The following is a 20,227-nucleotide window of genomic DNA, read 5'->3' on the forward strand; positions in this document are numbered from 1 at the left end:
TGATTTGAAAAGCAAAAACTGTGTTTCATTTTAACGTCAGTCCCGTTTTCCGTTACAATCTTTTAATACTTCTGCCGTGCTGAGGCACTAAGTATGTGTTTCATCGGTTGGAGATGCTTCGTGCCTCAGCATAACAGCTTATTCAAGGTTGCTGCAATCTTAAAAGTATTTACACTTCGATCGGGTTTAATAACGAAGTGATATTCAAATTAGGTAGTGGTATTTTGTCGCATTTGTCGTAAAATGGCATGTTTGTCGTTAAAAAATGAGTGTTTTGCCGTTGTTTCACCGTCCGTATACCGTCGGTATGCCGTCGGTTGACCGTCCAAACGTGTATTTATTCTGAAGAAGTGATGCCTAATTCTTCCAAATCCAATCTCCATTCTTCCTTCCTGATGATTTCATCATCATAGTTTTTATTACTCTTTAAGCGATGAAGCTCGTCTCTTTGAACAGAAATTAAATCAATCATAATTTCATGGTAAGCCTTTAAATCTCTTGTATCAATCTCACCCTTTTTAAACGCATTTAAAGTATCTCTTTTCTCAATTAAAGAATGCTGAAGCTCAGCTTTTAAATTAACCATCAACTCATTATGGGTACATTGGTGTTGGTAATCTGCGTTTAGTTTATCTAAGGAAAGGTCGATTAGTTTTAATTTAATTTGGTTTGTTTGTTCTTGCTCAGAAAGCTTGCTTTTAGCTTCAGGGATTTTCAAAAGCTTAATCACCAAAGGCAATGTTAAGCCTTGGATTACAAGTGTTATAAAAATTACTACGAATGTGATAAACAAAATCAAATTTCTTAGCGGGAACGGAATTTGTTCAGATATCATTACCGGAATAGAAAGTGCCGCTGCTAAGGAAACTACACCCCTCATACCTGCATAAATAATTACCACAAACGAATGCCAGGTCATGTCCTTATAGCGTTCTCTCGATTTTTTATTAAACAATTGAGTAATTCTTGCGGTAGATACCAACCAGATTAACCGAACTACTAAAGCTAAAATACTTATTCCAATACCATAGCCGATGGCTTTTAAAATCGGGTAATCTGGGCCTAAGCCACTCACAATATCTGGTAATGCCAAACCGATTAAAATAAAAACCACACCGTTAAGCATAAACACCAAGGCAGACCAAACCGAAACTGTTTTTATTCTGGAATTTGAAGTTAAGATAACATGCGATTGGCTCGAAAGCAATAGGCCGCCAGATACCACCGCCATAACTCCCGATGCATGAAAATGCTCTGCAACAATATACATGAAATAGGGGGTTAGTAAAGTTAAAACGGTATCGATATTTTCTGTTGTTGGCAACCAACGATGAATAACGTAGAAAATACCTCCAATAGCCAAGCCGATTATAATGCCTAAACCTGCAACAGAAATAAAACTTACAGCAGCATCTTGCACAACGAAACTTCCGGTAACAACGGTTGCAAGTGCAAATTTGAAAACAATTAAACTGGACGCATCATTTACTAAACTTTCACCTTCTAATAGTGCAGTTATTTGTTTGGGGATTTTTAAACCCTTCAATACTGCTGCTGCGGCAACGGCATCTGGTGGAGAAATTATTCCGCCTAATAAAAAACCCAATGCTAATGTAAAACCTGGTATAAAAGCTACTGATGCATAAGCAACGGCAACAGATGTAATAAATACTAATCCAACGGCCATCAAAAAAATTGCGCCCTTGTATTCCCAAAAATCTTTCCATGAAGTGAACCAGGCTGCCTCGTATAACAATGGCGGTAGAAACAGCAAAAACACAATATTTGGATCTATTTTTAAGTGTGGCATACCAGGAATAAAGCCAATAAGTAACCCGGCTAAAACCAGAAATATCGGGTAAGAAATTTTTATTTTCTGACCAATCATTACCAATAGGGTTACGCCAAGTAGTAAAACTAAAATGAGAATGAGGTTATCGTGTAGCATTTGCAGGTTATTGTTTGTGTTTTGTATTGAAATATTGAAAAATCTTTTGTTAAAATCCAGTTTTTAAATATTGTATTATTGCGATCCTCATTTAAATCATCAATAATAAAATAAAATTTGCTTAGTGGGATATACTTTAATTTGGGGTGATTTTTTGACCATCAAACTTAAAAATTTATCTGTAGATTTTTGAGCAATTCAATTAAAACCCCCACATTTCTTTAGAACTGTTATAAATAATTAGAGTAATTGATTTTTAATCCTACAAATCATCAGTTAATTGTCAATATAAAGACAAGAAAACTGTAAAAGAATCTTCGCTAAGGCTATTTTTCTATCTTTGTTGCCAACTTTTATAATAGCATACAAAATGAAAAAAAGTGCAATAATTGGATTGATTACCATTGCAATTTCTGTGGGAATCTTATTTAGCTTAAATGCAAATACCGATACCTACTCAAATTTTAAAGAAGCATCAACTTCTGGTAAAGAAGAACATGTGATGGGTTATTGGGAAAAATCTAAGGGCACTTATTATGATGCTTTAAAAGATCCAAATCATTTCGGTTTTCATATGAAAGACGAAAAGGGAGAAATTCGTGAAGTAATTTATAACGGAACGAAGCCACAGGATTTTGAAAAATCTGAAAAATTAGTACTTATCGGCGAAATGAAAAACGATAAGTTCTACGCGTCGAAAATTTTAATGAAATGCCCATCTAAATACAACGATAACCTGGTTGAAATTAATAAAGATGGCAAGGTGGATACTGTAGGGAAATACGGCGAGAAAAAATATAATTAATTTAATGGATATTCAATTTGTAGGCGAAAACCTGTTGCCGGGTAAAATCGGACAGTTTTTTATTGTGTTGGCTTTTAGTGCATCGTTACTTTCAACAATCGCATATTTTTATGCCAGTCGCGAGAAAAATTTAGAAGATAAATCCTGGAGAAATCTTGGAAGAATTGGATTCTTTATTAATTGGGCCAGTATTATAGGTATTGGCGTTGTGTTATTTTACCTGATTCTTGGTCATTATTACGAGTATAATTACGTTTACGACCACTCTTCAAAACAGCTTCCGATTTATTATATTGTCTCTGCCTTTTGGGAAGGACAAGAAGGTAGTTTTTGGCTGTGGGCATTCTGGCAGTCTTTGCTGGGAGCACTTTTAATTTGGAAAGCTAAAACCTGGGAGCGCCCGGTTATGACAGTTGTGGCATTCTCTCAAGTGTTTTTAACCTCTATGATGTTAGGTGTGGAAATACTTGGTGAACGAATTGGAAGTTCGCCATTTATTCTATTGAGAGAATCTGTTGATTTAAAACCATTTGCGCCAGTTCTGTTTGCAAACCCTGAAAATTATGCCAACTATCTTAAATTTATAACAGATGGCAAGGGCCTAAATCCGCTTTTACAAAATTACTGGATGGTTATTCACCCCCCAACCTTATTCTTAGGTTTTGCCAGTATGGTTGTTCCATTTGCTTATGCAATTGCGGCTTTATGGCAAAAACGATATAAAGAATGGATTAAGCCAGCGATGCCATGGACACTTTTTGCTGTGATGATTTTAGGAACAGGCATTATTATGGGGTCATTCTGGGCTTATGAAGCATTAAACTTTGGCGGCTTTTGGGCATGGGACCCGGTAGAAAATGCTTCGTTAATTCCGTGGTTAACTTTAATTGGTGCAGTACACGTAATGATTGCATTTAAAAATACTGGTCACGCATATTTTACGGCTATTGCATTGGTGTTTTTGAGTTTCTTATTGGTATTATATGCGTCTTTCCTAACCAGAAGCGGAATTTTAGGGGATACATCTGTACACTCATTTACAGATATGGGTATGTTTGGTCACCTGATTTTGTATAATGTCGTATTTGCAGCTTTAGCCGTGTTTTTAATTGTTAAGCGTTGGAAAGAACTTCCGATTACAACTAAAGATGAAGAAACCTATTCTCGCGAATTTTGGATGTTCATTGGTGCATTAGTAGTAACAATTGCTTGTATTCAGGTTATATTTTCAACATCTGTACCTGTATTCAATAAAGCATTCGGAACAAATTTCTCTCCACCGATTGATGCCGTAAAATATTATAATCAGTGGCAAGCACCATTTGCGGTATTAATCACATTGATTTCTGGTTTTTCTCAGTATTTGAAATACAAACGAACAGACCCACGCAAGTTTTACAGCAGCTTAGTTTCTGCAATTTTATTCTCAGTGGTTATAACGGCTGCAATGGTTTACATTACCAGCATATACACTAATACTATGTACATACTGATAACCTTCAGCTGTACATTTGCAATTCTTTCAAATGCCAGTATTTTATATCAGGCTTTTGCAGGTAAAGCCAAATTGGCCGGAGCAGCAGTTGCGCATATCGGTTTTGCATTTTTAATTTTAGGGGCGTTAATCTCGGCAGCTACTAGTAAGCCTTTATCAATTAATGCAAATAACTTTATTCCGGTTAAGGATTTTGAAAAAACCGAAAAACCTGGTGAAAACATCATGTTATACAAAAACGAGCCTAAACAAATGGGCAAGTACACGATAACTTATGTTAGCGACACGGTTGTAGCACCAAATACAACTTATACTTTAAATTTTAAAGTTATAGATAAAGAGGGCAAGGTTAAGGAAGATTTCAACTTGCATCCTCATGTTCAGGATAATGAAAAGATGGGTTTAATTGCTTCTCCTGATACAAAACATTATTTAACTTATGATGTGTATACGCACATTACAAGTGCAGCGATTAAAAAAGAATCACATGATGATCATGAAGGTCATTCTGATGATGAGAATTATAAAGCGCCAAGAATTATTAAGGTTTCAGAAGGCGATACTATCCACACATCAAGTGGAATTGTTACCGTTAAAGGCTTAAATAATAAACCAGCTGCTAAAGATTTGGCCTTGGCGAAGGGCGATTTTGCTGTTGGTTTGCCTTTGGAAATTAATTCAAGCGGAAAAATTTATAATACAGAACCGATTTTCTTAATCAAAGGAAACAATACTTTCGATTTTGCTCGCAAAGTTGATGAACTGGATTTGAAATTCCGTTTTACCAGGGTTTTGCCTGATGAGAAAAAAGTTGAGCTTCAGATTTTTGAGAAACCTCAGCAAGCTAAAGATTGGATCGTGTTTAAAGCCATCGAATTCCCATATATTAACCTTTATTGGGCCGGAACAATTGTGATGGTTATTGGTTTCTTGTTATCGATTTTCAGAAGAAGAAAAGAAGCTAAAATCGCATAAATATGGATGTTGTATTATTAGGTTCAGGAAATGTAGCCACTCATTTAGCTAAGGCATTAGTTGCCAAAGGCGAAAAGATAGTGCAAGTGTACAGCCAGAATTTAAATAATGCTCAACAACTGGCTTCTGAAATAGGAGCAGGGGCAGTTTCAAACTTTGCTGATTTACTGCATAATGCAGATTTATACATTATTTCTGTTAAAGATGATGCAATTGATGAAGTTGCATCACAACTGAAAAATGTTGAAGGTTTGGTTGTGCATACATCAGGTACTACTGATGTGAAGGTTTTATCAAAACATGGTTTAAATAGTGGGGTTTTTTATCCCCTGCAAACTTTTTCGAAAAACAAAGCTGTTTCTTTTGATAATATTCCGCTTTGTATTGAGGCAGAAAAAGAGACAGATTTAAACCTACTAGAAAATCTGGCAAATAAAATTAGTAATCGGGTTTATAAATTAGATGGCGAAAAGCGAAAAGTTTTGCATTTAACTGCCGTGTTTGCCTGTAATTTTCCAAATCATTTATATGCTTTATCTGCAAAAATTTTGGAAGATAATAACCTTGAATTTGATATTTTAAGGCCATTAATTTTTGAAACAGCTGATAAGGTAATGACGAATTTGCCAATTGATGTTCAAACCGGACCGGCAGTTCGTAACGATCAAAATACTATAAACGAGCATTTAAAGATGCTTAACAACCTGCCTCAATTGCAGGACATTTATCAAACTTTAAGCAACAGCATTAAAATAACACATAAATAGCACAATTGCGGCTTTTGCTTATTACTTTTGCAAATAATTATGAGCATTTTTAAACTAAAAATAAATTTTGAAGAAGCAGATCATGAACCGGTAGAACTGCCCATTGCAGCCGGAGAATCTGTTTTAGATGTTTGCCTTGATAACGGTATAGATCTTCAACACAACTGCGGTGGTGTTTGCGGCTGTAGTACCTGCCATGTTTATGTAACTAAAGGAATGGATAATATTGAAGAAATTTCTGATAAAGAAGAAGATTTCATCGATAGAGCTGTTCGTCCGAAAATTACCTCTCGTTTGGGTTGCCAATGTATTGTAATTAATGGCGATATTGAAGTTACTATTCCTGACCAATCTGGTTTCATGGGGCACTAATTAGTCGTTAGTCTTGAGTCCGTAGATTTAGTAAACAAGATGGGCTGGCAATTGATAATCAATTAACCATTTAACAATTCAAACAATTAACCATTTCAACAGTTAACAACAACAAAACATGAATAACGATAAATTTGCATTGCCATTTTACTGGAACGATTATGAAGATATTGCAATGTCTTTATATGAAAAGTTTGGCGATGAATTTGGCGAAACTAAAATTTACCGCATTCGTTTTACCGATTTATTAGAGTGGGTTTTATCATTGCCTAACTTTAAAGGAACCCGCGAAGAAAGTAATGAAGGTCATTTAGAGCAAATTCAATCTGCTTGGGTTTACGAGTGGAGAGATAATCAAGATTAGTTTTTGTTATGGGTTTCGTGTGCCTGTTACAAGTTTAGGCAACCTAAATATGGAGCCTTAATTTTCAATATTTAACGCCTAACTTTCCAACCTATAGCCAGATGTTTCTTCAAAAACTAAAAGAAATTACCACATTTATTTTTGATGTTGATGGGGTTTTAACTGATGGTTCGGTACAGGTAACCGATAACGGACAATCGCTTAGAACCTTCAATATTAAAGATGGTTATGCGATGCAGTTAGCTGTAAAAAAGGGCTATAACCTTTGCATAATTTCCGGTGGCGATGGCATTGCAATGGGTAAACGTTTTTTTAACCTTGGTATTAAAGATGTTTTCTTAGCTGCTGGCGATAAGGTTGAAATCTTTAAAAAATATCTTATCGATAATCATATTACAGCATCAGAAGTTTTATACATGGGCGATGATATTCCCGATTTACATGTGATGAAACTGGTAGGTTTGCCAACTTGCCCTGCTGATGCAGTTGAAGAAATAAAGGCAATTTCTACCTTCATTTCCCCTTACAACGGAGGTAAAACAGCTGTACGCGATATTATTGAAAAAGTAATGAAAGTACAAGGTAAGTGGTACGATGAAAATCCACTTGCCGCCGATTCTGGTAAATAATTATTTCTGCCCCTTTACCGATTTGAATTTCAAACTCCCTTGGGTTTGTGTTTCCACAAACTGAAATATATTTTTTAATCGCAACAATTAAGTTACATCATTTGGTTAAACTTTTGATTTCTGGACTACTCCAACAAGTCTAAAATTCAACTAAAAACAAAAAAGATGAAAAAATTAATGATGATTTGTGCTTTGTTATTTTCAGTAATAACTTATGCAAATGCTCAACAAGGCGGCGGTCGTATGGGTGGAACACCAGAAGAACGTGCAAAAAGAAGCACGGACATGCTTGCCGAAAAATTAAAACTTAGTGACGAGCAAAAAACTAAAGTTTTGGCAATTTACACGGCTCAAGGTGCCGAAATGACCAAAGCAAGAGAAGCAGCTGCTGGCGATATGTCGGGTATGAGAGAGAAAATGATGAAGATGAACGAGGAAACCAACACTAAAATCGATGCGGTTTTAACAACAGAACAAAAACCTGCGTTTAAAGCTTGGCTTGATGAACGTAAAAAAGCAATGGAAGCCCGTCAGCAAGGTGGTGGACAATAATAAATCGAATAAAATATGTGAATAAGAAAGCGGCTTTAAGCCGCTTTTCTTATTTTAGCGGTTCTTATATAAAAATATAGATGCTTCAAGATTTATCAATTATACTCGCCTCAAAATCGCCACGCCGACAAGAACTTTTAAAGCTTATGGGCTTAAATTTTAAAGTCGAATTAAAAGAAGTTGATGAAAGTTATCCCGATGGTTTAAAGCCTGAAGAAATTGCCGTTTATATTTCTGAGCAAAAGGCGAAAGCATTTAAATTTGAGGATGAAGTGGTAATAACTGCTGATACTATTGTTGCGTTGAACGGCGAGATTTTAGGCAAGCCTCGTGATAGAGCACACGCACAAGAAATGTTAGCTAAGTTATCCGGAAATAAACATGAGGTTTATACTGGTGTTACTATTGCAAAGGGCAGTAAGATTTTATCATTTTATGATAGAACTGAGGTTGAGTGTAGAGCGGTTAGCGAGGCTGAAATAGATTTTTACATTGATAATTATCAGCCTTATGATAAAGCCGGTAGCTACGGTGTTCAAGATTGGTGGGGTTTAGTTGTTGTAGAAAGTATAAACGGTTCTTACACGAATGTAATGGGCTTACCAACAGAGAAATTGTATAAAGAGTTGTTGAAGTTTATTTAGAATCCAGCCATCGTTGCTAAAACACCCATCTTCAAATCGTAAGTAGATAATTTTAGCTGATTGATTTGTAGGCGACCTAAAACGTAATTGGTTATTAGCGCTGCAATTACAATCATATCTACTCGTAGTGGAATGATGCCAGGCATTTCAGCCCGTTGCAAGTGCGTACTATTAATAATCTTTAGTGTGGTCGAGATGTAATCATCATAATCAAAATCGTAAGTTTTAAGTGCATCAATTACTATATTTTGATTATTTTTTCTAAATACCAACTCTGCAAAGGTTTCAAATGCACCGGCAGAGCCAATTAATATTTTAGGTTGATATTTTTCGCAAATATCAAATAAATCTTGCAGTTGATTTTGGACATGGTATAGAATCGCTTGCTTTTCTTCATCAGCTATTGGGTCTGATTTAAAAAATTGTTGCATCAATCGGGCTGCGCCAATATTGTAACTTTTCTTCCAGATTAAGGATTCCTTATTGCATAAAATAAATTCTACGCTTCCGCCTCCAATATCCATTATCAGCGATAAATCTGTAACGGCACCGCTGAGTTTAACACCTTCGTAAATCAGCGCTGCTTCTTCTGTACCTGAAATGGTTTCAATATCAATTAAGGCTTCATCTTTTGCAGTCGATACAAAATCTTGTCCATTACTGGCACTTCTTACGGCTGAAGTTGCAGTTGCTCTAATTTTATTAACTTGAAATTTATCTATCGTTTTGCGAAAATCTTTTAAGGTATCAATTCCTCTTTTAAATGCAACCGGAATAATAATGTTTTCATTAATTCTGCCTTCGCCAAGCTTAACCGGAACATTAGTTTTATAAAGCACCTCGAATTTTTCATCGATAGTTTCTGCAATTATCAAATGGAATGTATTGGTACCTAAATCAATTACGGCGAAACGCATGTTATATTTTTTTGTATAAATATCGTGGAATTGCCTTGAATAACCATGCAAATAAGCGCCATCTTTTACTCACATAGATAACATTAGCTTTGCTTTCTACGCCTTCAATAATTTGCTTGGCGGCTTTTGAAACCGGAGTAACCCAAAATAATTTGTCGCCCTTAGCCATTGCGGTATCAACGTAGCCAGGTCTTACATCTAAAATTTGGATAGGCAATTTCATTTGGTAAGCTTTTCTGTACAGTGCTTCTATGTAATTGATTTGATAGGCTTTTGATGCATTATAAGCTGGAGCTACATCATTGCCTCTTAAACCTGCAACCGAAGTTATTGCTGCAATCTGTCCGTGTTTTTGAGAAGAGATATATTCAAATGCCCAATTCATAACGTTTGTAAACGACATTACGTTAGTTCTTATCGTATTTTGCTCAATAACGTTATTAAGTTCTTCGTTTACATCGCCAATTCCTGCGCTGTAAATAAATATATCCAAACCACCTAATCTTTCAACTAACTCATTCAGGTTATCAATTAGGTTTTCATCATCATTAACATCAAAACATGAAGTACAAATCCTATCGGGATTACTTTTTTCAATGTCGTTTAACAAGAACTGCCTTTTACCTGTAATTCCAACTTGATAATCTAGCGCTGCCATCTGCTTGGCCAATTGTTCGCCAATACCCGATGTAGCACCGATTATAATAACCTTCTTCACAAAAATATCGTTTTTAGTTAGGACAAAGTTAGAAACGAAATTGGTGTTTTCCTGTATATTTAAATAGATGTATTGACAGTTTTAGATTACATTAATTTTTGTACCAGAACCATTTAAATATTTCTTTTAAGCTTGGTTTTTTACCATACATTAAAATTCCTACTCTGTAAATTCGGGCTGCGAACCAAACGGTACCTATAAACCCAACAACTAAAATAAACATCGATAATCCTAATTCCCAGGCAGGAACACCATAAGGTAAGCGTACTGCCATCGCAATGGGAGAGGTAAACGGTATCATAGATAGCCAAAAAGCAATGCTTCCATATGGGTCGTTGGTTACTACGCTTAAAGATAAGGCATAACCAACAAGAAGCGGCATCATTACAGGCATCATAAATTGTTGGGTTTCCGTTTCACTATCAACAGCTGAACCTATAGCCGCATAGAGAGCGCTGTAAAAAAGATATCCACCCAAAAAATAAAATATGAATACAGTTACAATTTTGCCTAATTCTAAATTTTGAATACTCTCCTGAATATTTCCCATTGGGCCATCACTTAAAGCTGCTTTTTGCAATTGCTGTGCGGAAGGATTTACAGCACTGGCCTGGCCACTTGCAACAATTTTCTTTGCATCATCTTTATTTATAAAAACACCAACTGCCAAAGCGGATATAGAAAATGTAAGGACTATCCATAGCAAAAACTGAGTTAAGCCAACCAATGCAATACCTATAATTTTTCCTAACATTAGTTGGAATGGTTTAACAGAAGAAATCATAACTTCGATAATTCGGCTTGTTTTCTCTTCGATAACGCCACGCATCACCTGCACGCCGTAAAGCATAATAAACATGAACATGAGTACGCCGGCCACAAATGCGATAACGGTGCTTGCGCCTGCACTGCTACTTTCTTCTTCGCCTTTATCGCCGATTTTTTTTGTGCTAATGTTGATGTTGCTTTTCAGATTATCTAAATCCTTTTGCGAAATTCCAGAACGTTTAAGCTTATAATCGCGGATTAAATCTTCGATTGAGTCAGAAATCCGTCCGTGTAGAGTTAGTCCGGCTTGTTTTTTACCAACAAGTTCTATCCCTTTTGGCGCATCAATATCAAAATCGGGTAGGAGCAAAATATAATCATAACCGCTTTTATTTATGTTCTGCTTAAGTTTTTCAAATGGCTGGTTAACATATTCATAGGTTACATTTTTATTCGAAACCAGCTTTTCTGTTAAGATTTTGTTTTGATTAATAACAGCTATTTTATCCGATTTATCGTTAATTCCTTTGATAGAAAAATAAATAATTAAGCCATAAAATCCGGCAATTATCAATGGTGTTAAAAAAGTCATGATAATAAATGACTTCTTTTTTACCCTCGATAAATATTCGCGCTTTATTATCAGTAATGTTTTGTTCATCATTTAGTTTTTACACGTTCAATAAAAATATCATTCATACTCGGTACAACTTCTTCTAAATGTGTAATTTCCACTTTTGGAAGGAGTAATTTTAAAACATCGTTTGCAGAATAATTCTCTTTTAATTTAAACTTTAAACGCATTCCGGTATTTGTTGCAATTTTTTCCTGAACTTCAAATAGTTCGGTGTTATCGAAGTTTTCACTACCATTAAATTCGATATTATAAGTATTATTTCTGTATGATGATTTGATTTCATCAACGCTACCATCTAATATTTTTTTCGATTTATGAATCAAAGCGATGTTATCACACAATTCTTCTACGCTTTCCATTCGATGGGTAGAAAAGATAAATGTTGTGCCTTTAGCGTTTAGTTCTAAAATTTCATTTTTGATTAAATCTGCATTAACAGGGTCGAAACCAGAAAAAGGTTCATCTAAAATTATAAGTTCAGGATTATGCAAAACGGTTGCTACAAATTGAACTTTTTGCTGCATTCCTTTACTTAAATCTTCAACTTTTTTGTTCCACCAACTGCCCATATCTAATTTTTCGAACCAAAATTTGATGCGCTTTGTAGCTTCAGCAGTTGATAAACCCTTAAGTTTAGATAAATAAAGCACTTGCTCGCCAATTTCCATCTTTTTGTACAAGCCACGTTCTTCGGGTAAATAACCTATTTGGTTAATGTGGTTTGAACTTAATTTTTGTCCATTGAAAATTACTTCTCCGCTATCTGGTGCAGTAATCTGGGTGATAATTCTAATTAATGATGTTTTTCCGGCACCATTTGGTCCGAGCAAGCCAAAAATCTTTCCCTGCTCAACTTTTAGGCTCACATCATCAAGCGCTACGTGATTCGAATATTTTTTAACGATATTTTTTACGTCTAGCATTACGATTATGTTTTAGTTATGATTTAGTCGCTAAAACCGTTCAAAAGTTACACATGCCGTGTGATTTAACTCAATAATTACAATATTTTTCGCGAAAATGAGTTTATTTCTAAAACTTAAGGTTGTATAAATGTATCGCAATAAATAGCTGTTTGTGTAATAAAATGATTCTTAATAATTGTTAATTAATTGATTTTTAGTTATTTAGGTTTTATTGTTGTTGAGTTTTGTCATGTTTTTAATACATAAACTTTTTAAAGTGTTGAATATGAATTACTTTCATTATGGTATTTTGAATCAATCATAATGTCTAAATGTTGAAAATTCATCACAGTTATTAAAGAGTATGTTACAACGGCTTAAAAATATTAACGAAACTAACACGGCGCAAAATAGTTATGGTAATTCAATTACGCTGCGCACAAGTAGTAGTTTACTTAGTTATTTAATTCCAAGTAGAATTAATTTATTAAAGATGTTTTTCTCCCGAACATATGAAACCCAACAGCCGGCTAAAATAGTTTCGATGAAATATTCGAAATTTAATAAATCTGAGCAAGAATTAATTGAAAGGTTTGGTGGCATTGCGTTTGATAAACAAATAGCTATTGCAGATGCTATTGGAGCAAATAGCTGGAGTTTGGATATGATTAATGAGAAAATAAACTTTGGCGATGCTGTTGAATTTTCTTTTAAAATTTTGGGTTCTTTTTCTCGTACAACTGGCACTTGGTTGTGGGCATGGGCAAATACAGCAGTAGAGGAAAGTGATGAATCCTTACTTCATGCAAATAAATTAAAAGCGTATGGAGAAGAAAATGATGTTGATTTCTTAAAACTTGATAGTTTTGAAGCATCAAATATCGATTTACATTTAATAGGATTAACAGCTTCGGGTTTTCTTAAAACCACTGGTTACTATATTGCTGATTACGGTACTGGCGCAATGGTTTTTACAATTCAAAATGATGAAATACTAACAAAAGAAGAAATTGGTTGCGAAAAAATAGAAACTGTATTTAATCAACTAATTAATGATTTTGATGTAAGCCAAAGATTTGCACTTAAATTTTATTTAATGGAAAAAGGCTACGAGGTTACGGAGATTGGAAATAACTTAACCGCAACACATAATGCAAAAACAATTTTTGCAGAATTTGATAACGAAAACAACCTAACTAAATTAAATGGCTAATTGCCAATATGAGAAATGAAAAAGCCGATACTTGCAAAAGTATCGGCTTTATTTTTTTATGATTAAGATTACTCGAAGTATTCTTTCATTCTATCGAAAAAGCTTTTTTCATTTTTACCCGGTTGAGGTTTGAAATTGGCCGAATCTCTTAGTTTTTCTAACATGCTACGTTCTTCACTACTTAGCGCTTTTGGTGTCCAAACGTTTATATGGATAATTTCATCACCCCTGTGATAAGAATTTACTTCTGGTAAGCCTTTACCTTTAAGGCGCAATAATTTTCCGCTTTGCGTACCCGGCTCGATTTTAATTTTAGCTTTACCATCAATTGTAGGTACTTCAATGCTCATGCCTAAAGCCGCATCAACAAAACTTAAATGCAAATCGTAAACAATATTGTTGCCTTCGCGTTTTAAAGTTTCGTGCGGGGTTTCTTCAATTAAAATGATTAAGTCGCCAGGGATACCGCCATTTGGCGCAGCATTACCTTTTCCACTCATGCTCAGTTGCATACCTTCGCTAACACCAGCCGGAATGTTAATTGTTATGGTTTCTTCGCCGCGTGTAACGCCATCTCCATGACAAACGTTACATTTCGCTGTAATTTGTTGTCCGCTACCATTACAAGTAGGGCAGGTAGATGCTGTTTGCATTTGCCCTAAAATGGTATTGGTTACTCTACGAACTTGTCCGCTACCACCGCAAGTACCGCAAGTGCTTACTGATGATTTATCTTTTGCGCCAGTACCATCGCAGGTTTTACAAGAAATCAGTTTGTTAACTTTAATCTTTTTCTCAGCGCCGTGTGCAATTTCTTCTAAAGTAAGTTTTACTTTAATACGAAGATTTGAACCTTTTGCTACTCTGCGTCCTCCACGTTGTTGGCCTCCGCCACCACCTCCAAAAAAACTTTCGAAAGGGTTGTGACCGCCAAAAATATCGCCGAAGTTACTGAATATGTCGTCCATATTCATATTGCCACCACCGTAGCCGCCAGATGCGCTACTGCCTACACCCGCATGGCCAAATTGGTCGTAACGTTGTTTTTTATCCGCGTTGCTTAATACTTCATAAGCTTCAGCAGCTTCTTTAAACATATCTTCGGCAGCTTTATCTCCAGGATTTTTATCCGGGTGATATTTAATAGCCATTTTACGATAAGCTTTCTTTATCTCATCAGCTGAGGCGCTTTTGGATACGCCAAGTACATCATAATAGTCTCTTTTGCTCATTTTATTTTTTAATGATTGAATGATTAAATGACTGAATGACTGAATGGGTTAAGATTCTATCATTCGAAATTCTATCATTCAAAATTAATTACGCTCCAACAACAACCTTTGCAAAACGGATAACCGAATCGTTTAAAGTATAACCTTTTTCAACTTCATCAATTACCTTTCCTTTTAAAGCCTCAGTAGGTGCAGGAATATTGGTAATTGCCTCGTGAAAATCGGTGTTAAAATCTGTATTGATGCTTTCTACATCTTTAAGTCCCTTTTGCGATAATGTATTTTTTAACTTATTGCTTACCAATAAAATGCCTTCTTTAACTGGTGCAACTTCCGATGCGGTTTCCATAGCCTTTAAAGCACGGTCGAAATCATCTAATACTGGTAAAAGTGAAACAATTACATCTTTACCTGCTGTTTGCAATAATTCTACGCGTTCTTTTTGAGTACGACGTTTGTAATTGTCGAACTCAGCATATAAGCGTAAATATTTATCGTTAAGTTGCTGAACTTCAGCTTGAAGTTTCTCTTCTGCTGTTTGCTCCACCACTTCTTCTGTGCTTTCTTGGGCATCAGTGTTTTCTACGTTTTCCGGTGTAGTATTTTCTGATGTATTTTCAGTATTCATTATATTTTCTGCTGTATCGTTATTTTTCTTCTTATTAAACATAATTTGAGGCTGAATTTTTTTTGGTTATACACAACTATTTTGCCATTAACACAAATCAGCCAAGCTGACAGATTTATTGAAAATTATCTGAACAGTTTGGCTGATTGACTGACAAGGGATTTTAGAATTTAGATTTACGATTTTAGATTGGTATTTGTATAAATCGTAATTCGTCAATCTAAAATCTAAATTCAATTTAGGCTATTTGAGCATCTTCTAAAACAACGCCATTTTCGCATTTAATAATTCTTGATGGAAAAGTTCTGATGATGTGATAATCGTGGGTTGCCATTAAAACTGCAGTACCATTTTGGCTAATTTGCTTTAAAAGGGTTACAATTTCTTCTGATGTTTCTGGGTCTAAGTTTCCGGTTGGCTCGTCGGCTAAAATAATTTCCGGGTCGTTAAGTAAAGCTCTTGCAATTACAATACGTTGTTGCTCGCCACCAGAAATTTCGTGCGGCATTTTTTTAATTTTAGATCGAAGACCTACTTTATCTAAAACATCTTTAATGCGTTCGTTAATTAGGTTTTCATCTTTCCAGCCTGTGGCTTTTAAAACAAATTCCAGATTTTTTTCTATCGTTCTATCGGTAAGCAATTGGAAATCCTGAAAAACAACACCCAATTTACGGCGTAAAAATGGTACCTGGTTTTCGGTTAAATTTTTAAGGTCGAAACCTGCAATGTTTCCATTGCCATTACCGATGTGCAAATCGCCATATAAAATTTTTAATAAACTACTTTTTCCAGAACCCGTTTGCCCAATTAAGAAAACAAACTCATCTTTTTCTATATGTAAATTTACGTTTGATAATACTAAGTGTTTCTGTTGAAAAACATCAACATTATTTAAATGAATTACTGCGTTACCTGCCATTTTATATTTCTAATTTAGCCATCTGCCCAAAAGGTAAATCTTTTACCATTTCCATTATGTACTCTAGTTTATCGCCCAAACCTAATTTATCTAACGATTTATCAGGTCTATCCACTCTAAAATATGCCAGCAAAGTAAATTTATCATCTCTAAGCTGTACATAATCTGGAATTTTGGCGATGCCTTTTACTTTTAGGATATACATTATGTTCAAAAGTAGCATTTCAAAATGATAAGCGAAAGGAAGCAGCTTGTTTTTATCTAACAATGAAAACCCATCCGGAGAATATCGGTAAATCTTTATCCAGGTAAATTGTATAGTAATAGGTTGCCGATGGTAAATCTTTTCCTTGTGATTTTCCATCCCAAGAGGTGTAAGTTCCATTATTTTCGTAAACTAAAGTGCCGTATCTATTGGTCACTTTAATTTTGGCATCTGGAAAAGCATCGGCGGCAGGAATTTCCCAAACATCATTTATTCCATCGCCATTTGGTGAAAATGAATTTGGAATAACAACCTTGGGAAGAACTTTGATGAAAACTTCGTCCGAACTGCCTAAACAGCCAGCATCAGATTCTGCATAAAGTGTATAAGTAATATCTGTCGGTGGTCTTGCAATTGTATTTAGCTGGTTTGGATTATCAAGGTAATCAGTTGGCGACCAATAATATCGAACGTTATCGCCGCTAACTTTTCCATTTAAGGCTACACCTTGTCCGCTTACGGTTTTTAAGTCTTTACCAGCATCTGCAACTGCATTTTTTAGTACGTTAACGGTTATGCTGGTTGTGGTTGAGCAAATACCATTAGAAATGATAATTGTGTATGTGGTGTTTTTTTTCGTTGTGGTTACTGGGTCTGGAATTTCAGTACTCGATAACCCTTCAGCTGGCGACCACTTATAACTAGTTCCGCCTCCCACAAACAATTGAACAGATTCATCCTCACATTTCGTAACCGAATTTACATTTTCCGGAATAATTGCTGCTTCCAATGTAACTTCTGTTGTAGAAATGGCAGTACAGCCATTTCCTGTGGCGGTAACCGAGTAAATACCTGCCGAAGAGGATTGAATATTCGTTAAAATCGGATTTTTTTCTGTCGATGTGAAACCATTCGGGCCAGTCCACGCAAATGTTTCTCCATCAGTAGCAAAAAGTTGAACAGTTCCTCCTACACAAACTTTGCCACTGTTAGTGGCAACTGTAGTAAGTTTTGGGGTAACTGTTATTGTTAGTGGTTGCGAGGCGATGCGGCAGTTTATAGCGTTAATATTTTGTTGTTCTGCAACTAGTAAACGATACTGATAAACTCCAATAGCTGCATTGGCTAAACTTAAACTCATCTCTTTAGCATTTTCTCCTGGGATATCTGACCAGGTCGTCCCATCAAGCCTTTGCCATCTAAACGCCGGATTTGTGTAGCCATCAGAAACGGTTGCGCCTAGTTTATAAATTCCTGTACTACCCTCGCAAATAGAAATTTTATTTTCGGCACCATCAATATTTGATGTAATAACCGGGCCGCAGGGTCTAAATGTGATATCATCCAATGCAATGTCATTTCCATTTCCTTCGTTCCCACTATTTGTAATTTTTAAAATAATTTCACTTTCTGTACCAGTTGTAAATAAAGTTGAAAATTGTTTCCATTCCGGTGTTCTGGTTTCAGGGATAATTCCAGTATCATATCTTTTTAAGATTACTCCTGCGCGATTTTCAATAGTGAAAGTTACATTTGCCTTTGTGTCATTTGATGTATACGTCAAAAGATTTACAATCCAGGCGGCAAATTCGTAAGTAGTATTTGGGCACAACTCTGTAATGATTGTTTCGTAAAAAACGCCACGTTTATTATCAGCATTTATAACCATCATGTATCCGTCGGTATCTCCTGGAGTATGGTCATCAATTAAAAACCAGGTATCTATGAGTCCTTTTGTAGTACTAGCCACAGTGTATTGGCCATCGTACGGTATGCCCGCTACATAGTCATATTTACTTGAAGGAACAGGCGGACCGAAATTAGGACCGGTACCAAAAGTTATGTTGATTACGGGGTCGCCAAGTGTTCCTCTACAAACTTCTTGAGCATAAACCGTTGAAGAAATTACTAGAAAGAAAAAAAACAGGAATGATTTGAGAGATTTCAGCATTAATTCAGCGCAATTTACCGCAATATCCTAATAAAATTTCGATTGGATACTGTTTACTAGGTAAAGTTTATATAGCATTTAGGAATTCAATTGTATTTACATTATCCGCATAATCCCAAAGTTTTGGATGTTGACTTTCGCCAAAATTGAAATGTTTTAACTGCAAATTGGCTTCAGTAATCACGCATTGAATGTTTTCCTCTTGTGCCGTAAGTTTAGTTTCTACATCTTGTAAACTATCATATTCTTCATAAAATAATACAGCCAAAGGCGATGTAAGGTTTTCGTCTTCTTTCAATAACAAAAAGCCGTTATCGAAGTGCTTTGCTGCATTAACTAAATAGATAGATTTGTTGTAATCGTAATTATTCTGGTATTTGAAGTGATTAATTACCGGTAAGAAATGTTCAATTCCTTGATAAAAATTGGCAATATCATATCCCTTTGGGAAATATAATTTAGAAACATTTCTACAGCCTAAGCCGAAATAATCAAAAATATCATAACCAAGATTGGCGATTTGTTCTTTAGTTTCTTTTCCAGTTAGAACGGCAACACTATTTCTGTTTTTTCTGATGATGTTTGGAACCTTGCTAAAATAATAATCAAAATAACGAGAAGAATTATTACTTCCGGTTGCAATAACAGCATCAAAATCTTTTAATCTTTCAACATATTCGATTTTGTTCTGAAAAGCTGGTTCTACATCAATAAGCAATTTTATTACCGCTTTAATTAATTTATCATCGGATGATGAAAGCTTAATCAGGGCAATATTTCCGGTAGCCAAAACCGCTAAAACATCATGAAAACCAACCATTGGGATGTTTCCGGCAAGTATTAAACCTACTTTCTTCGGATTAGCCGCAAAGTTTGCCGTTTCAAACCATTTGTCAATATCTTGTTCGTTTAACATTTCAGAAAATGATAAAATAGATTTCTTTACATTTTCTAAAGTAAACCACGGGTTACTCGCCTCGGCAGCATAAATCGAACTTTCTAGAATGTCAATTGGATTATTAAGCATTTCCCCCAATTTTTTAAATGCGATTATTACCTTTTCCTGAGTTAATGCTGACATATTTAGAATTATTATTAATTGATTATGTGTTATATTTGCAAGCGCAAAGGTAAACTAAGCAAAAGAATTAGACGAAGACATGGCAATTAAAATAACAGATGAGTGCATAAACTGTGGGGCTTGCGAACCAGAATGTCCAAATAATGCAATTTACGATGCCGGTACTGCATGGCGTTTTTCTGACGGAACAAGTTTAGACGGTATTATTGATTTTGGTAATCAGCAAATTGATGCTGGCGAAACTCAGGAAGCAGTTTCTGATGAGGTTTATTATATCGTTTCTGATAAGTGTACAGAATGTAAGGGTTTCCACGATGAGCCACAATGTGCGGCAGTTTGCCCGGTAGATTGTTGTGTTGATGATGAAGATATCCGCGAAACTGAAGAAGAATTATTAGCTAAAAAAGCTTGGTTACACCAAGAGAATTAAGATTTATAGATTTAAGATTTTTGATTTACAAAAAAGCGCTTAATTATTAAGCGCTTTTTTTTGTTTAAA

At 35.3% G+C, this 20,227-nt stretch carries 21 protein-coding genes; 10 read left to right on the forward strand and 11 right to left on the reverse strand.

Translation table 11 applies throughout. The features are described from left to right. Positions 1 to 337 precede the first annotated feature (337 nt). Positions 338 to 1,948: a Na+/H+ antiporter gene (locus R2Q16_RS15510; RefSeq protein ID WP_316738221.1), complete on the reverse strand. Its 1,611-nt coding sequence runs from the start codon at positions 1,946 to 1,948 to the stop codon at positions 338 to 340. Between the two features lie 370 nt (positions 1,949 to 2,318). Here R2Q16_RS15510 and R2Q16_RS15515 point away from each other — a divergent pair, with 370 nt between their 5' ends. The 8 genes from R2Q16_RS15515 (at position 2,319) to R2Q16_RS15550 (ending at position 8,551) form a co-directional block, all read left to right on the forward strand. After that, positions 2,319 to 2,753, forward strand: a complete 435-nt coding sequence (locus tag R2Q16_RS15515; protein ID WP_316738222.1) for a cytochrome c maturation protein CcmE — start codon at positions 2,319 to 2,321, stop codon at positions 2,751 to 2,753. A 4-nt stretch (positions 2,754 to 2,757) separates the two neighbouring features. Then, entirely contained in the window at positions 2,758 to 5,223 is a 2,466-nt protein-coding gene (locus tag R2Q16_RS15520) for a heme lyase CcmF/NrfE family subunit (RefSeq protein ID WP_316738223.1), read from the forward strand. A 2-nt stretch (positions 5,224 to 5,225) separates the two neighbouring features. After that, positions 5,226 to 5,990 (forward strand): F420-dependent NADP oxidoreductase, encoded by a 765-nt coding sequence (locus R2Q16_RS15525; protein ID WP_316738224.1) that lies wholly within the window; start codon positions 5,226 to 5,228, stop codon positions 5,988 to 5,990. Positions 5,991 to 6,029: 39 nt separating this feature from the next. Next, complete coding sequence (locus R2Q16_RS15530) at positions 6,030 to 6,362, forward strand: 2Fe-2S iron-sulfur cluster-binding protein (protein WP_316738225.1); 333 nt, start codon at positions 6,030 to 6,032, stop codon at positions 6,360 to 6,362. Between the two features lie 118 nt (positions 6,363 to 6,480). Continuing rightward, on the forward strand, positions 6,481 to 6,726 hold the full coding sequence (iscX, locus tag R2Q16_RS15535) for a Fe-S cluster assembly protein IscX (RefSeq protein ID WP_316738226.1): 246 nt from the start codon (positions 6,481 to 6,483) through the stop codon (positions 6,724 to 6,726). Positions 6,727 to 6,827: 101 nt separating this feature from the next. Next, the gene (locus tag R2Q16_RS15540) at positions 6,828 to 7,355 is read left to right on the forward strand and encodes a KdsC family phosphatase (RefSeq protein ID WP_316738227.1); all 528 of its coding nucleotides are present in this window, start codon (positions 6,828 to 6,830) and stop codon (positions 7,353 to 7,355) included. A 165-nt stretch (positions 7,356 to 7,520) separates the two neighbouring features. Then, positions 7,521 to 7,907: a hypothetical protein gene (locus R2Q16_RS15545; RefSeq protein ID WP_316738228.1), complete on the forward strand. Its 387-nt coding sequence runs from the start codon at positions 7,521 to 7,523 to the stop codon at positions 7,905 to 7,907. An 80-nt stretch (positions 7,908 to 7,987) separates the two neighbouring features. Next, positions 7,988 to 8,551 (forward strand): Maf family protein, encoded by a 564-nt coding sequence (locus R2Q16_RS15550; RefSeq protein WP_316738229.1) that lies wholly within the window; start codon positions 7,988 to 7,990, stop codon positions 8,549 to 8,551. Here the strand turns inward: R2Q16_RS15550 and R2Q16_RS15555 are convergent. The 4 genes from R2Q16_RS15555 to R2Q16_RS15570 all read right to left on the reverse strand — a co-directional run bounded on the left by R2Q16_RS15555 (position 8,548) and on the right by R2Q16_RS15570 (position 12,514). Next, positions 8,548 to 9,468: an exopolyphosphatase gene (locus tag R2Q16_RS15555; protein ID WP_316738231.1), complete on the reverse strand. Its 921-nt coding sequence runs from the start codon at positions 9,466 to 9,468 to the stop codon at positions 8,548 to 8,550. The two genes, R2Q16_RS15550 and R2Q16_RS15555, sit on opposite strands and share 4 nt — an antisense overlap. Position 9,469: 1 nt before the next feature. Next, complete coding sequence (locus tag R2Q16_RS15560; RefSeq protein ID WP_316738233.1) at positions 9,470 to 10,186, reverse strand: SDR family NAD(P)-dependent oxidoreductase; 717 nt, start codon at positions 10,184 to 10,186, stop codon at positions 9,470 to 9,472. A 91-nt stretch (positions 10,187 to 10,277) separates the two neighbouring features. Beyond that, entirely contained in the window at positions 10,278 to 11,615 is a 1,338-nt protein-coding gene (locus R2Q16_RS15565; protein ID WP_410478165.1) for an ABC transporter permease, read from the reverse strand. Further along, on the reverse strand, positions 11,615 to 12,514 hold the full coding sequence (locus tag R2Q16_RS15570; RefSeq protein ID WP_316738236.1) for an ATP-binding cassette domain-containing protein: 900 nt from the start codon (positions 12,512 to 12,514) through the stop codon (positions 11,615 to 11,617). Before R2Q16_RS15570 ends, R2Q16_RS15565 begins: the two co-directional genes overlap by 1 nt. Positions 12,515 to 13,040: 526 nt before the next feature. Between R2Q16_RS15570 and R2Q16_RS15575 the strand changes: the two genes are divergently transcribed. Next, positions 13,041 to 13,709 carry a DUF6882 domain-containing protein gene (locus tag R2Q16_RS15575; protein WP_316738239.1) on the forward strand — a complete coding sequence of 223 codons (669 nt, stop codon included), beginning with the start codon at positions 13,041 to 13,043 and terminating at the stop codon, positions 13,707 to 13,709. Between the two features lie 68 nt (positions 13,710 to 13,777). Here R2Q16_RS15575 and dnaJ read toward each other — a convergent pair whose 3' ends face one another. From dnaJ to R2Q16_RS15605, 6 genes are all read right to left on the reverse strand, one after another. Further along, on the reverse strand, positions 13,778 to 14,941 hold the full coding sequence (gene dnaJ / locus R2Q16_RS15580) for a molecular chaperone DnaJ (RefSeq protein WP_316738240.1): 1,164 nt from the start codon (positions 14,939 to 14,941) through the stop codon (positions 13,778 to 13,780). An 88-nt stretch (positions 14,942 to 15,029) separates the two neighbouring features. After that, positions 15,030 to 15,611 (reverse strand): nucleotide exchange factor GrpE, encoded by a 582-nt coding sequence (locus R2Q16_RS15585; RefSeq protein WP_316738242.1) that lies wholly within the window; start codon positions 15,609 to 15,611, stop codon positions 15,030 to 15,032. 196 nt (positions 15,612 to 15,807) lie between these two features. Further along, on the reverse strand, positions 15,808 to 16,491 hold the full coding sequence (locus tag R2Q16_RS15590) for a cell division ATP-binding protein FtsE (RefSeq protein ID WP_316738244.1): 684 nt from the start codon (positions 16,489 to 16,491) through the stop codon (positions 15,808 to 15,810). A 1-nt stretch (position 16,492) separates the two neighbouring features. Continuing rightward, on the reverse strand, positions 16,493 to 16,696 hold the full coding sequence (locus R2Q16_RS15595) for a fructose-6-phosphate aldolase (protein ID WP_316738246.1): 204 nt from the start codon (positions 16,694 to 16,696) through the stop codon (positions 16,493 to 16,495). Between the two features lie 52 nt (positions 16,697 to 16,748). Further along, positions 16,749 to 18,647 carry a gliding motility-associated C-terminal domain-containing protein gene (locus R2Q16_RS15600; protein ID WP_316738248.1) on the reverse strand — a complete coding sequence of 633 codons (1,899 nt, stop codon included), beginning with the start codon at positions 18,645 to 18,647 and terminating at the stop codon, positions 16,749 to 16,751. Between the two features lie 67 nt (positions 18,648 to 18,714). Further along, complete coding sequence (locus R2Q16_RS15605) at positions 18,715 to 19,728, reverse strand: acyl-CoA reductase (protein ID WP_316738250.1); 1,014 nt, start codon at positions 19,726 to 19,728, stop codon at positions 18,715 to 18,717. Positions 19,729 to 19,807: 79 nt separating this feature from the next. Between R2Q16_RS15605 and R2Q16_RS15610 the strand changes: the two genes are divergently transcribed. Next, positions 19,808 to 20,158 carry a 4Fe-4S dicluster domain-containing protein gene (locus R2Q16_RS15610; RefSeq protein WP_316738252.1) on the forward strand — a complete coding sequence of 117 codons (351 nt, stop codon included), beginning with the start codon at positions 19,808 to 19,810 and terminating at the stop codon, positions 20,156 to 20,158. Positions 20,159 to 20,227 lie beyond the last annotated feature (69 nt).

This window comes from Pedobacter aquatilis (assembly GCF_032678425.1).
Taxonomy (GTDB): Bacteria; Bacteroidota; Bacteroidia; order Sphingobacteriales; family Sphingobacteriaceae; genus Pedobacter; species Pedobacter aquatilis_B.